Raw genomic sequence first — 13,549 nt, forward strand, 5'->3', positions numbered from 1 at the left:
GCTTGACCGACGGCCGGGGCGCCGGGGTCAGGACGGCCGTGCCATCGCCTTGACGAAGGCCCGCTCCACGTCCGCGGCGGACAGGACGCCGTAGATCTCGCCGGTCTCCTCGACCACGAGGTATTCGGTGGCCGGGGTGGCGCGCAGGACGTCCAGGAGTTCCTCTCCGGCCAGCTCGGCGGAGACGCGCATGCCGTCGGTCAGGTCCTGGGCGAGGCCGCTGACGGCCACCCAGGGGCGGCGGTGCTCGGGTACGCCGACGATGGCGGCCTCGCGGACGAGGGAGAGCGGGTGGCCGTCGGCGTCGACGACGACGAGGGCGCGGGCCCCGGCGGCGTTGGCGCGGCGCAGGGCCTCGGAGAGGGGGGTGTCGTTCTCGACCGGTACGGCGCGCCGGGTGAGGGTGCGGGCGCGGAGTTCGGGGAGGTGTTCGCGCAGGCGTGCCATGCGCAGGCTGTTGCCGGCGCCGGTCCAGATGATCGCGGCGAGGATGGCGGCGAGCAGGGCGTCGGTGACGGTGTCCATGCCGCCGGTGTCCTCGCCGCCGCCGCCGAGGGCGCCGGACTGGTTGAGCAGGGGCAGGCCGACGAGGACGGCGACGGCGAGGGCGCGGCCGACCCAGGCGGCGGCGACGGTGCCGGTCATCGGTTTGCCGCTGAGCTTCCAGACGACGGCGCGGAGCATGCGGCCGCCGTCGAGGGGGAGCCCGGGGAGGAGGTTGAAGATCGCCACGATGAGGTTGGAGACCATCAGGCCGGCCAGCAGGACGCCGGGTACGGTGCCGGGTTCCACGGGTTTCATGGCGAGGTAGAAGAGGCCGGCGAGGACGAGGGAGAGCAGGGGGCCGACGAAGGCCAGCACGAACTCGCGGCCGGGGGTCTCGGCCTCCTTCTCGATCTCGGAGACGCCGCCGAAGAACTGGAGCTGGATGCGGCGGACCGGGAGCCTGAAGCGGATCGCGGCGAGGGTGTGGGCGAGCTCGTGGACCAGGACGGAGGCGTAGAAGGCGACCGCGAAGAAGAGGGAGACCAGGTAGCGGGCGGCGCCGAGTTCGGGCAGGACGCGGTCGAGCTGGCCGCCGAAGACCCAGGTGATCAGGGCGGCGACGAGGAACCAGCTCGGTGCGACGTAGACGGGCACGCCGAAGGGGCGGCCCATGAGGATGCCGCCGCCGGGTTCCTTGGGGCGCGGCTCGGGGGGTTCGCCTTTGGCGATGCCGGAGTGGGCGAGGGTGCGGTGGTCGGGGGCGCTGTCCGTGCCGGTTCCGGCGGGGCCGGTTGCGGTGGGGCCGGTTCCGGCCGGGTCGGTTCCGGTGGGGCCGGGGGACGGTTTCGCCGCCGGTGGTCCGGTCTCGTCGCCGGGTGCGTGCTCGGGCCGGGGGCCGGGGTGGCCGGTGGGTCCGTTCGCCGGGGCCGTAGGGTCAGCGTCGTGCTCGGCCGGCTCGTCGTTGCCGGACCGCGGCTGCCCGCTCCCGCCGCTCACGTCCACGGTGTCCCCTCGTTCGAAGCGTCCTCCGCACCTGCCGGGCGGAAGGGTCTCTGGTCGATGGTATGCGGCCTTGGTGGCACGTTCCGCCCCGGCACCCCTTGTGTTTGCCCCGAGGTCGGGTGGTCGACGCGGGCCGTGGGCTGGGTCACTGTCAGTGGCGGGCCGTAAGGTCTGTGGACATGGACAGCAGCATCGAAGAGGCGGCGGCCCGGCCGGGCGGCGCCGACCAGCCGCCCCCGGCCGCCCCGCCCCGGCCGCCGGGCCCCGCGATGCCCGCGCCCACGGAACAGGCCGGGGAGGCGGAGCCGCCCGCGCTCCCGGCACAGTCCACGGGGCCGGCCCCGGACGCCGCCGGACCCTCGGTGACCTCGGTACCCGCGCTACCCGTGCTACCCGCCGACGCGGACGCCTCGGCGACCGGTGTGACGGCCGGCGCCACCGGTGACGGCGGCCCGGGCACGCTCGGCCCGGCGGCCGGCGACGCCGGCCCGCATGGTGACCGGGCAGCCGGCGGCGGTGCCGGGAGCGGCGCCCCCGGCACCGCCGCCCCGGCCTGTGCCGCTGGGGCGGCCCCCGCCGCCGGCGGAGGCGGCGGGTCGCCCGGGGCCGAGGGGGCCGGGGCGGCCGCTTCCGTCGGGCGGAGCGTCAGCGCGCCGACCTCGCTGTCGCCCTCCCGGGCCAGTGACTTCATGCAGTGTCCGTTGCTGTACCGGTTCCGGGTGATCGACCGGCTGCCGGAGAAGCCGAGTCCGGCGGCGACGCGGGGCACGCTGGTGCACGCCGTGCTGGAGCGGCTGTTCGACGCGCCGGCCGGGGAGCGGACCGCGCCGCGGGCGAAGGCGCTGATCCCGGGACAGTGGGACCGGCTCAGGGAGAGCAGGCCGGAGGTGACCGAGCTGTTCGCGGACGATCCGGACGGCGAGCGGCTGGCCGGGTGGCTCGCGGAGGCGGAGCGGCTCGTGGAGCGCTGGTTCACGCTGGAGGATCCGACGCGGCTGGAGCCGGCCGAGCGTGAGCTGTTCGTGGAGGCGGAGCTGGAGTCGGGGCTGCGGCTGCGCGGGATCATCGACCGGGTGGACGTGGCGCCGACCGGCGAGGTGCGGATCGTCGACTACAAGACGGGCAAGGCACCCCGCCCGGAGTACGCCGAGGGCGCGTTGTTCCAGATGAAGTTCTACGCCCTGGTGGTGTGGCGGCTGAAGCGGGTGGTTCCGCGCCGGCTGCAGCTGGTCTACCTGGGCAGCGGGGACGTGCTGACCTACGACCCGGTGCCGGCGGACCTGGAGCGGGTGGAGCGGAAGCTGCACGCGTTGTGGGAGGCCATCAGGCAGGCCACGGAGACGGGGAACTGGCGGCCCCGGCCGACGAAGTTGTGCGGCTGGTGCGACCACCGGGCGCACTGCCCGGAGTTCGGCGGCACTCCCCCGCCCTACCCGCTGCCCGTGACGGCCGCGGAGTCCGGGACCGGGTGAACCGGGAATCCGGGGCAGGGCAGAATGGGCCCGGACTAGCGAAGGAGTGTCACGTGGCCATCCGCGTCCTACTGGTCGACGACCAGCCGCTGCTGCGTACGGGTTTCCGGATGATCCTGGAGGCCGAGCAGGACCTCGCGGTCGTCGGCGAGGCCGGTGACGGCCTCCAGGCCCTGGACCAGGTGCGAGCGCTGCAGCCGGACGTCGTGCTGATGGACATCCGGATGCCGCGGATGGACGGTGTGGAGGCCACCCGGCAGATCACCGGGCCCGGCCGGGACGGCCCGGCCAAGGTGCTGGTGCTGACGACGTTCGACCTGGACGAGTACGTGGTGGAGGCGCTGCGTGCCGGGGCCAGTGGTTTCCTGTTGAAGGACGCGCCCGCCAACGAGCTGGTGCAGGCGATCCGGGTGGTGGCGGCGGGCGAGGCCATGCTGGCACCGAGCATCACGCGGCGGCTGCTGGACAAGTACGCCACGCACCTGCCGTCGGGTGAGGAGGCGGTGCCGGACACCCTGCACACCCTCACCGACCGGGAGGTGGAGGTGCTGAAGCTGGTGGCGCGCGGGCTGTCCAACGCGGAGATCGCGGCGGACCTGTTCGTCAGCGAGACGACGGTGAAGACGCACGTGGGGCACGTGCTCACGAAGCTGGGGCTGAGGGACCGGGTGCAGGCCGCGGTTTACGCGTACGAGAGCGGTCTGGTGCGTCCCGGCGCGCAGTAGGCGGTACGGCGCGTGGGACGCGGCAGGCCGTGAACGGCCGAGGGCGCCCCTCCCCCCGCGGGGGGAGGGGCGCCCTCTCGTGTGTCCGGGGTCAGCTCTTGCTGATCTCCCAGAAGCGGAACACGGTGGAGGCGTCCAGGCAGTACTCCAGGCCGTAGACGCCGTCGCGGACGACGGCGTACTGCTTGGCCTGCCAGACCGGCAGGACGGGCAGTTCGTCGGCGACGATGTCCTGGAGCCTGCCGAAGTCCTTGTCGGTCGCCGTGCGGTCGCTCTGCGCGGCGGTGTGCGGTATCAGGGACTTGGTGATGGTGGTGTTGCCGTAGTTGTTGTTCAGGACGTTGCCCTTGCCGAAGAAGGGCGCGGTGAAGTTGTCGGCGTCCGGGTAGTCCGGCACCCAGCCCTTCACGTAGACGCCGTACTTGCCGGCGGCGATGTCCTTCTCGTACTGGTCGTAGGCGACGGACTGGACGTCGGCCTCGAACAGGCCGCTGGCGTTGAGCTGGCCGGCGATGGCCTTCAGTTCCTGGTCGGTGGCGGGGCCGTAGCGGGACGGCGTGGACCACAGGGTGAGCTTGACCTTGCCGGTGATGCCGTCGGCGCGGAGTGCGGCGGCGGCCTTGTCCCGGGAGGGGCGGGCGCCGTAGGTGTCGAAGAACGCGGTGTTGTGGCCCGCGATGCCCGCCGGGATGATCGAGTACAGCGGGGTGGCGGTGCCCTGGTAGACGTCGTGGATGAGGGCGTCGCGGTCGATGAGGTAGGCCATGGCCTTGCGGACGCCGCTCTTGCCGGCCACCGGGTCCTTCATGTTGAAGACGAGGTGCTGGACTTCGGCGCTGCTGCCGTCGATGACCTCGACGCCCTTGTTGTCGGCCTGCCGGTCGAGGGCGGCGATGTCGGCGGCGGACAGGCCTCGGTAGGCGATGTCGACGTCGCCGTCGAGGAGTGCCTTGCGCAGGGCGGTGCGGTCGCCGTGGAAGAACTTGAGGGTGACGCCGGAGTTCTTCGGCTTGGCCTCGCCCCGGTAGTTGTCGTTGACCGAGAAGACGGCCTGGTCCTTGTCGAAGGAGTCCAGCTTGTAGGGGCCGGAGCCGACGGCCTGGTGGTCGGTGCGCAGGCCGTTCGCGTCGTACTGGCGGTGGTCCACGATGGCGCCGGCGCCGGAGGCGATCTTGCTGGGGAAGGTGGCGTCGGGCACCTTCAGGTGGAAGACCGCGGTCTTGGCGTCCGGTGTCTCGACGCTGTCGAGCATCGGGAAGATGATGGCGGGGCCGGCGGGGTCGTCGATCTTCAGCATGCGGTCGAAGGAGAACTTCACGTCCGCGGAGGTGAGGGCGTCACCGTTGCTGAACTTCAGGCCGTCCTTCAGCTCGCACTTGTAGACCATCGCCCGGGTGTCGGTGAAGAGGCACTGCTTGGCGAGGTCGGGTTGGGGTTCGGTCGCGCCCTTGGGGAAGCTGAGCAGCGACTGGAAGACGTTGTTGAACAACAGCCAGGAGCCGGGGTCATAGCCGGATGCCGGGTCCGTGGCGAGGACGTCGTCGGACATCCCCATCACCACGGAGGAGCCGGTGCCCCCGGAGCCACCGGTCTCGGTGCCGCAGCCGGTCAACAGGCCGGAGGCCAGTCCCGCCACGATGGGCAGAACTGGCCACTGGTTGCGCATGTTCACTTGAATATGTGCCTTGTCGTCGGTTCGTCAGCCCGGGGCCGCCGTCCCTGGTCCCGGGCACCGGGGCCGCATCGTGCTCGGCCCCGGGTGCAAGGAGCCGTCAGCCGCTCACACCGCGGCCCAGCTCCCACAGCTGGAGCGTCGAGGAGGAGTTCAGGGCGTAGGCCACGCCCGTGATGTCGTCCCGTGCGGCGACGTACTGCTTGCCCTGCCACAGCGGCAGGACCGGGACGTCCTCGGCGACGATGTCCTGGATCTCCGTCAGGCTCTTGGAGGCGCCGATCCGGTCGGCCTCGCGACGGGACTGCGGGATCAGGGTGCGCTGGATGGTGCCGTTGTTGTACGGCGATCCGAGGAAGTTGTTCTTGTCGAGGAACGGCGCGAGGAAGTTGTCCGCGTCCGGGAAGTCGGGGAACCAGCCCATGCCGTAGACGTCGTACTCGCCCTTGCGCTCGGCGGGCCGGAAGGTGGACCAGGGGTGGCCCTCGATGGAGACGTCGAACAGGCCGCTGTCGTTGAGCTGCTTCTGCAGGATCTGGAACTCCTGCTTGGTGGCCGAGCCGTAGTGGTCGGTGGTGTAGTGCAGGGTCAGCTTCACCGGGGTGGTGATGCCGGCCTTGCCGAGCAGGCTCTTGGCCTTGTCGACGCTGGGGTTGCCGTACTTGTTGAAGAACGAGTTGGAGTGGCCGGTGACGGTGGCCGGGACCATCGAGTACAGCGGCTCGGCCTGGGTGCCGTAGACCTTGGAGACCAGTTCGCCGCGGTTGATGAGCTGGGCCATGGCCTGGCGTACGGCCTTGGACTTGACGCTGGTGGCGTCGGTGTTGAAGGCGAGGTAGCGGATCTCCAGGCCCGGCATGTCGACCAGGTCGGCGTTCTCGTCGCTGCCGGCGTCGAGCTTCTGGATCTGCGCGGGCGCCATGGTGCGGGTCATCACGTCGATGTCGCCCTTGTCGATGGCGGCGCCCATGGCGTCGGCGTCGGTGAAGGAGCGCAGCACGACCTTGTCGTTGTTCACCTTCATGCTGCCCTCGTAGGAGGAGTTCTTGGTGAAGGTGGCGCTGACGATCGCGTCGTTCTTGACGTCGGCCTTGAAGGTGTACGGGCCGGAGCCGTCGATCTCGAAGCCGTCGCGGAGCTTGTCCTTCTCGTAGTCCTTCGGGTTGACGATGCCCGCGACCGGAGTGGACAGCTTGTACGGGAAGGTGGCGTCGGCGGTCTTCAGGTGGAAGACGACCTCGCGGTCGCCCTGCGTCTCGATGGTGTCGATGGTGTTCAGCAGGGCGGAGACACCGCTGTCGGAGTTGATGCGGAGCGCACGCTCGATGGAGTACTTGACGTCCTTGGCGGTCACCGGGTCGCCGCTGGCGAACTTCAGGCCGTCGCGCAGCTTGCAGGCGTAGCGCTCACTGCCGCTGTCGGTGAAGGAGCAGCTCTCGGCGGCCTCGGGGACGGGCTCGCCCTCACCCCTGGGCTGGGCCATCAGGGTCTGCACGGACTGGCGCAGGATGTTCCAGGTGCCGACGTCGTAGGCGTAGGCCGGGTCGAGGGGCGCGGGGGCGTCCTTGGTGGCCGTGAACTGGTCCGTGGTACCGACGACGATGGCGTCACCGCTCTTGCTCCCGCTGTCGGATCCGCCGCACGCGGCGAGAACCGGGGTGAGCAGGCCGGCCACCGCCGGCAGCACCAAAGTCTTGCGGTTCATGCGGGGGTTTCTCCAGAGCTGTTCGGGTCCGTGTATCCGGCATGCAGGGGTGGTGCGGCGGATCACAGGGGTTCGCGGCGATGTTCTCGCGACGAGATTAGTCCGCGCCCGCAGCCCGCCTCGCAGCCGCGTGAGTTGACCTCTCATCACGCAGGGGAACCAGCTGTGGACGCACCGAAAACCCGACAGCGGCATGTTTAGTGCAGCGTCCCCCCAATCGGGACACAACGTGCCGCCGTTTCCGCCCATCCAGGGCGGCTCAGCACACTTGGCCAACGTTGTCGAGCCGCTCCGGCGTGGGGAACGTCACACTCCCAACTGTGCCGCCGGTCAGCAGAATTCGGCCGGGCGGTCCACTCTGAATTCTCCTCGGGGGTGGTTCCCCGGAAATGCGTCCGGCGCGGTCATCGGGCTTCGCACGCTGGGTGAACGGTCAGCGCATTTCCGTCATCAGGCTCCGGAGAAATGCCAGGTCGACCTCTTCCAGAGAGGTGACGACGGTGCGCCCGGCGGCGGGGCCGATGGGCGCGACGGAGGGGACGGCGACGACCCGGCAGCCGGCGGCCTCGGCGGCGGCGACACCGGTCGCGGTGTCCTCCACGACGGCGCATCTGGCCGGATCCGCACCGAGGCCCGCGGCGGCGAGCAGGTACGGGTCGGGGAAGGGCTTGGTGCGGGAGACCTCGTCACCGGCAATGGAGAGGGTGAAGTGGTGCGGGCCCAGCACGGACAGCACCCGGTCGATGATGCGCCGGTGGGAGGCGGAGACCAGGGCGGTCGGGGTCTCGGACTCGTACAGCTCGGCGAGGAGCCGGGCGGCGCCCGGCATCAGGGGCAGGGCCCGGCCGATGCGCTCCTCGAAACCCTCGTTGAGGAGCACGGTGAGTTCGGCGAGGGTGATGTCGGCGCCGGTCGCCTCGATGAGGAAGCCGGCGCTGCGGGTCATGGGACCGCCGACGACGACGTGCCGCCAGGTGTCGTCCAGGGTGTGCCCGAGGGAGGCGAAGACCTCCACCTCGACGTCCCACCAGAACCCCTCGGTGTCGACGAGGGTGCCGTCCATGTCGAGGAGCACCGCCTGCAGGGCGGAGCCTTCGACCGTTCTGGTTCCGAGCGCGGGGACCGTGCTGGTCATCCGGGCGCACCTCCTTGAGGGACGGCCAGGCCGGCTCCCCGGCGGGGAACCGGCCTGCGGTGGACCGACCAGTGTACGACTTATCCGATCAGGATGCCGGGTGGGACACGCCTCACCGCGCGTTGAAGTACTTGGCCTCCGGGTGGTGGATCACGATGGCGTCCGTGGACTGCTCGGGGTGCAGCTGGAACTCCTCGGACAGGTGGACGCCGATCCGCTCGGGCCGCAGCAGCTCGGCGATCTTGGCGCGGTCCTCCAGGTCGGGGCAGGCGCCGTAGCCGAGGGAGAAGCGGGCGCCGCGGTACTTCAGGTCGAACATGTCCGTGATGTCGGCGGGGTCCTCGCCGGCGAAGCCGAGTTCGGCGCGGACGCGCGCGTGCCAGTACTCGGCCAGGGCCTCGGCCAACTGGACGGACAGGCCGTGCAGTTCGAGGTAGTCGCGGTAGGCGTTGGCCTCGAAGAGCTTGGCGGTCTCCTCGCCGATGCGGGAGCCGACGGTGACGACCTGCAAGCCGACGACGTCGGTCTCGCCGGACTCCTCCGGGCGGAAGAAGTCGGCCAGGCACAGGCGCCGGCCGCGGCGCTGGCGGGGGAAGGTGAAGCGGGTGCGCTCGTTGCCCTGCTCGTCCAGGATGATCAGGTCGTCGTCCTTGGAGACGCAGGGGAAGTAGCCGTAGACGACGGCCGCTTCCAGGAGGTTGTCGGTCTGGAGCCGGTCGAGCAGGCCGCGCAGCCGGGGCCGGCCCTCGGTCTCGACCAGTTCCTCGTACGTCGGTCCCTCGCCGGTGCGGGCCTGCTTCAGTCCCCACTGGCCCTTGAACAGGGCGCCCTCGTCGAGCCAGCTCGCGTACTCCTTGAGCTGGATACCCTTGACGACGCGGGTGTCCCAGAAGGGCGGGGTGGGCACGGGGTTGTCGGTGGCGACGTCGGAGCGGACGTGCCCCTCCTCGGGCCGCTCCTCGACCTGGACGGCGGCGGTCGCGCGGACCCGGCGCTGGCGCAGCTCGGGCAGCTTCGCCCCGGGCACGCCCCGCTTGACGCCGATCAGGGCGTCCATGAGGTGCAGGCCCTCGAAGGCGTCGCGGGCGTAGCGGACCTCGCCCTGGTAGATCTCGTGCAGGTCCTGCTCGACGTAGGCGCGGGTGAGGGCCGCGCCGCCGAGGATGACCGGGAAGCGGGCGGCGAGGCCGCGCTGGTTCAGCTCCTCCAGGTTCTCCTTCATGATCACCGTGGACTTCACCAGCAGTCCGGACATGCCGATCACGTCGGCCCGGTGCTCCTCGGCGGCCTCCAGGATGGCGGAGACCGGCTGCTTGATGCCCAGGTTGACGACGTTGTAGCCGTTGTTGGACAGGATGATGTCGACGAGGTTCTTGCCGATGTCGTGGACGTCGCCGCGCACGGTGGCGAGCACGATCGTGCCCTTGCCGTCGGCGTCCGACTTCTCCATGTGCGGTTCGAGGTAGGCGACGGCGGCCTTCATGACCTCGGCGGACTGCAGGACGAACGGCAGCTGCATCTGGCCGGAGCCGAACAGCTCGCCGACGACCTTCATGCCGTCGAGCAGGGTCTCGTTGACGATGTCCAGGGCGGGCCGCTCGGCCAGCGCGAGGTCCAGGTCGGCTTCCAGCCCGTTGCGCTCGCCGTCGATGATCCGGCGCTTGAGCCGCTCCTCCAGGGGCAGCGCGGCCAGCTCCTCGGCCTTGCCGGCCTTGAGGGACTTCGCCGTGGCGCCCTCGAAGAGCTGCATGAGCTTCTGCAGGGGGTCGTAGCCCTCGGCTCGGCGGTCGTGGATCAGGTCGAGGGCGGTCCGCACCTCTTCCTCGCTGAACCGGGCGATGGGGAGGATCTTGGAGGCGTGGACGATCGCGGAGTCCAGGCCTGCCTTGACGCACTCGTCCAGGAAGACGGAGTTGAGCAGGATGCGGGCGGCCGGGTTGAGGCCGAAGGAGATGTTCGACAGGCCCAGCGTGGTCTGCACGGCCGGGTGGCGCTTCTTCAGCTCGCGGATGGCCTCGATGGTGGCGACGCCGTCCTTGCGGGACTCCTCCTGACCGGTGCAGATGGTGAAGGTCAGGGTGTCGATGAGGATGTCCTCCTCGCGGATGCCCCAGTTCCCGGTCAGGTCGTCGATCAGGCGTTCGGCGATCTCGACCTTCTTCTCCGGGGTGCGGGCCTGGCCCTCCTCGTCGATGGTCAGCGCGATCAGGGCGGCGCCGTGCTCGCGCGCCAGCTGGGCGACCTTCGCGAACCGGGAGTCGGGGCCGTCGCCGTCCTCGTAGTTCACGGAGTTGATCACCGCGCGGCCGCCGAGCTTCTCCAGGCCGGCCCGGATGACGTCGACCTCGGTGGAGTCCAGCACGATCGGCAGGGTGGAGGCGGTGGCGAAGCGGCCGGCCAGTTCCTCCATGTCGGCGACGCCGTCCCGGCCGACGTAGTCCACGCACAGGTCGAGCATGTGCGCGCCCTCGCGGATCTGCTCCCGGGCCATCTCCACGCAGTCGTCCCAGCGGGCCTCCAGCATGGCCTCGCGGAACTTCTTGGAGCCGTTGGCGTTGGTGCGCTCGCCGATGGCCAGGTAGGAGGTGTCCTGCCGGAACGGGACCGACTGGTAGAGGGAGGCGGCGCCCGGCTCGGGGCGCGGGGCGCGCTCGGCCGGGGTGAGGTCGTGGACGCGCTCCACGACCTGGCGCAGGTGCTCGGGGGTGGTGCCGCAGCAGCCGCCGATGAGGGAGAGGCCGTAGTCCCGTACGAAGTTCTCCTGGGCGTCGGCCAGGCCCTCGGGGCCGAGGGGGAAGTGGGCGCCGTCCTTGGTGAGGACGGGCAGGCCGGCGTTGGGCATGCACAGCAGCGGGATGCGGGAGTGCCGGGTGAGGTAGCGCAGGTGCTCGCTCATCTCGGCGGGGCCGGTGGAGCAGTTCAGGCCGATCATGTCGATGCCGAGCGGCTCCAGCGCGGTCAGCGCGGCGCCGATCTCGGAGCCGAGCAGCATGGTGCCGGTGGTCTCGAAGGCCATCGACACCAGCAGGGGGACCTCGCTGCCGAGGCGTTCCATGGCGCGCCGGGCGCCCAGGACGGAGGCCTTGGTCTGCAGCAGGTCCTGGGTGGTCTCGACGATCAGGGCGTCGGCGCCGCCGGTGAGCAGGCCCTCGGCGTTGGCCTGGAAGCCGTCGCGGAGGGTGGTGAACCCGATGTGGCCGAGGGTGGGCAGCTTGGTGCCGGGGCCGATCGAGCCGAGGACCCAGCGGGGGCGGCCGTCCCGGGCGGAGTAGGCGTCGGCGGTCTCGCGGGCGATGCGGGCGCCCGCCTCGGACAGCTCGTACACGCGGTCGGCGATGTCGTACTCCGCCATGGCCGCGTGGTTGGCCCCGAAGGTGTTGGTCTCGACGCAGTCGACGCCCACGGAGAGGTACGCCTCGTGGACGGAGCGGACGATGTCGGGGCGGGTGAGGTTGAGGATCTCGTTGCACCCTTCGAGGTTCTGGAAGTCCTCGAGGGTGGGCTCCTGCGCCTGGAGCATCGTGCCCATGGCTCCGTCGGCGACCACCACGCGGGTGGCAAGCGCCTCTCGGAGCGCGGACACGCGGGTCCGGCTGTCGGCGGAAGGGGACGTCGGCGACGAGGCCATGTAGGGGCTCCCTGTGGTGCGACGGCTGTCGGCTATGCGGCTCCCCGGGCGCGCCGGAGGTGCCGCACGGCGCCAGAGTAACCGGGAGTCGGCTTGGATGGGCACATCCGTCCACGGGGCGGACGCGGGTGACCCCGATGCGACGCTCGGGTCACCGGTGATGTAACAGGTGCCGTCCGACCATTAGCGGGACGTCGGCATGGACCGGTAGTGTTCGACATTGCCGAACGGTGGTTTCCGCACCGGGGCAGGTCGAGGGACGGAGGCAGAACGGCGATGGCACGGAACATCCAGTCGCTCGAACGGGCGGCGGCGATGCTGCGGCTGCTCGCGGGCGGCGAGCGGCGACTCGGCCTCTCGGACATCGCCTCGTCACTGGGCCTCGCCAAGGGCACCGCCCACGGGATCCTGCGCACCCTCCAGCAGGAGGGCTTCGTCGAGCAGGACGACGCCTCCGGCCGCTACCAGCTCGGCGCGGAACTGCTCCGGCTCGGGACCACCTATCTCGACGTGCACGAGCTGCGGGCGCGGGCCCTGGTGTGGGCCGACGACCTGGCCCGGTCCAGCGGGGAGAGCGTGTACCTGGGGGTCCTGCACCAGCAGGGCGTGCTCATCGTGCACCACGTGTTCCGGCCCGACGACAGCCGGCAGGTGCTGGAGATCGGGGCCATGCAGCCGCTGCACTCGACGGCCCTGGGCAAGGTGCTCTCGGCGTACGACCCGGTGGCGCACAGCGAGGCGCTGGAGACGGACCGGAAGGCCTTCACCGACCGCACGGTGTGCGATCCCGGCGACTTCGAGCACCTCCTCGACATCACGCGCGCGCGTGGGTACGCGGCGGACGTGGAGGAGACCTGGGAGGGCGTGGCGTCGATCGCGGCGCCCATCCACGACCGGCGCCGGATGCCGGTGGGCGCGGTCGGCATCACGGGGGCGGTGGAGCGGCTGTGCCGGGACGGCGAGCTGCGCCCCGAGCTGATCGCGGCGGTACGGGACTGTGCCCGCGCGGTCTCCCGGGACCTGGGCGCGGGACGGTTCTGACCGGCGGGCCGGAGCGGGAGGCGACCGGCGGTCGGGAGCGGCTGACCACGGCGCCGTTGACGCCAAGGGGCCGACGAACGGCGGGCCGGAACCGCTGACCACCGGCTCGGCCGGAGCGGGTAACGGCCCGCAGCCCGGGACCGCTGACCACCGGCAGCCACAGCTCGGCTGATGAGCGGCGGGCCGGAACGACTGACCACCGGCCGCCAAGGGGTTGGCGACCGGCGGGCCCGACCGGCGATCTGGGACCGCTGACCACCGGCTGCCGCACCTCGGTCGATGACCGGCGGGCTGGAGCGGCTGACAAGCGGTGGGCCGGAGCGGGTAACGGCCCACAGCCCGGAACGACTGACGACCGGCTGCCGAAGCGGCCGATGACCGGTGGGCCGGAGCGACTGAAGACCAGCAGCCCAAGCCGCCGACCACCAGCAGCCCGGAACAGATGACCGCCCACACCCCGGAGCGACTGTAGACCGGCGGCCCAAGCCGCCAGCCACCAGCAGCCCGGAACAAGTGACCACCCACGCTCGGAAGCGGCCGGCGACCGGTGGCCCGGAACAGGTGACCGCCCACGCCCCGGAGCGGCCGACGGCCGGCGAGTCCGCGGCAGGAATCGACCGGCCCGTAGCAGGGGATCGACCGGGGACCGATGGCACGGAACGACCCGGGACGCCAGGCGGCGT

At 71.2% G+C, this 13,549-nt stretch carries 8 protein-coding genes; 3 read left to right on the top strand and 5 right to left on the bottom strand.

Going from position 1 to position 13,549, the window contains the following annotated elements; translation table 11 throughout:
- Positions 1–27: 27 nt before the first annotated feature.
- Complete coding sequence (locus ACZ4VF_RS26380) at positions 28–1,488, bottom strand: site-2 protease family protein (protein ID WP_467928983.1); 1,461 nt, start codon at positions 1,486–1,488, stop codon at positions 28–30.
- A 269-nt stretch (positions 1,489–1,757) separates the two neighbouring features.
- On the opposite strand from ACZ4VF_RS26380, the gene ACZ4VF_RS26385 reads away from it, so the two are divergent.
- Together ACZ4VF_RS26385 and ACZ4VF_RS26390 are read left to right on the top strand one after the other, a co-directional pair.
- Positions 1,758–2,960, top strand: a complete 1,203-nt coding sequence (locus ACZ4VF_RS26385; RefSeq protein ID WP_467929180.1) for a RecB family exonuclease — start codon at positions 1,758–1,760, stop codon at positions 2,958–2,960.
- Between the two features lie 53 nt (positions 2,961–3,013).
- The gene (locus ACZ4VF_RS26390) at positions 3,014–3,685 is read left to right on the top strand and encodes a response regulator (RefSeq protein WP_467928984.1); all 672 of its coding nucleotides are present in this window, start codon (positions 3,014–3,016) and stop codon (positions 3,683–3,685) included.
- A 91-nt stretch (positions 3,686–3,776) separates the two neighbouring features.
- On the opposite strand, the gene ACZ4VF_RS26395 is transcribed toward ACZ4VF_RS26390, so the two are convergent.
- The 4 genes from ACZ4VF_RS26395 to metH all read right to left on the bottom strand — a co-directional run bounded on the left by ACZ4VF_RS26395 (position 3,777) and on the right by metH (position 11,825).
- Entirely contained in the window at positions 3,777–5,357 is a 1,581-nt protein-coding gene (locus ACZ4VF_RS26395; RefSeq protein WP_467928986.1) for an ABC transporter substrate-binding protein, read from the bottom strand.
- Positions 5,358–5,457: 100 nt separating this feature from the next.
- Positions 5,458–7,062, bottom strand: a complete 1,605-nt coding sequence (locus ACZ4VF_RS26400) for an ABC transporter substrate-binding protein (protein ID WP_467928987.1) — start codon at positions 7,060–7,062, stop codon at positions 5,458–5,460.
- Between the two features lie 433 nt (positions 7,063–7,495).
- Positions 7,496–8,197 (bottom strand): HAD family hydrolase, encoded by a 702-nt coding sequence (locus ACZ4VF_RS26405; RefSeq protein ID WP_467928988.1) that lies wholly within the window; start codon positions 8,195–8,197, stop codon positions 7,496–7,498.
- A gap of 112 nt (positions 8,198–8,309) precedes the next feature.
- Positions 8,310–11,825: a methionine synthase gene (gene metH / locus ACZ4VF_RS26410; protein ID WP_467928989.1), complete on the bottom strand. Its 3,516-nt coding sequence runs from the start codon at positions 11,823–11,825 to the stop codon at positions 8,310–8,312.
- A 276-nt stretch (positions 11,826–12,101) separates the two neighbouring features.
- Between metH and ACZ4VF_RS26415 the strand changes: the two genes are divergently transcribed.
- Positions 12,102–12,866 carry an IclR family transcriptional regulator gene (locus ACZ4VF_RS26415; RefSeq protein WP_467928991.1) on the top strand — a complete coding sequence of 255 codons (765 nt, stop codon included), beginning with the start codon at positions 12,102–12,104 and terminating at the stop codon, positions 12,864–12,866.
- The last annotated feature ends 683 nt before the right edge of the window (positions 12,867–13,549 follow it).

The organism is Streptomyces sp. NPDC029151 (assembly GCF_055564315.1).

Bases quoted from the DNA above. Each gene is read 5' to 3' on its own strand.
- ACZ4VF_RS26385 (WP_467929180.1), top strand. From the start codon at position 1,758: ATGCCCGCGCCCACGGAACAGGCCGGGGAGGCGGAGCCGCCCGCGCTC.
- ACZ4VF_RS26400 (WP_467928987.1), bottom strand. From the start codon at position 7,062: ATGAACCGCAAGACTTTGGTGCTGCCGGCGGTGGCCGGCCTGCTCACC.
- ACZ4VF_RS26405 (WP_467928988.1), bottom strand. From the start codon at position 8,197: ATGACCAGCACGGTCCCCGCGCTCGGAACCAGAACGGTCGAAGGCTCC.
- metH (WP_467928989.1), bottom strand. From the start codon at position 11,825: ATGGCCTCGTCGCCGACGTCCCCTTCCGCCGACAGCCGGACCCGCGTG.
- ACZ4VF_RS26415 (WP_467928991.1), top strand. From the start codon at position 12,102: ATGGCACGGAACATCCAGTCGCTCGAACGGGCGGCGGCGATGCTGCGG.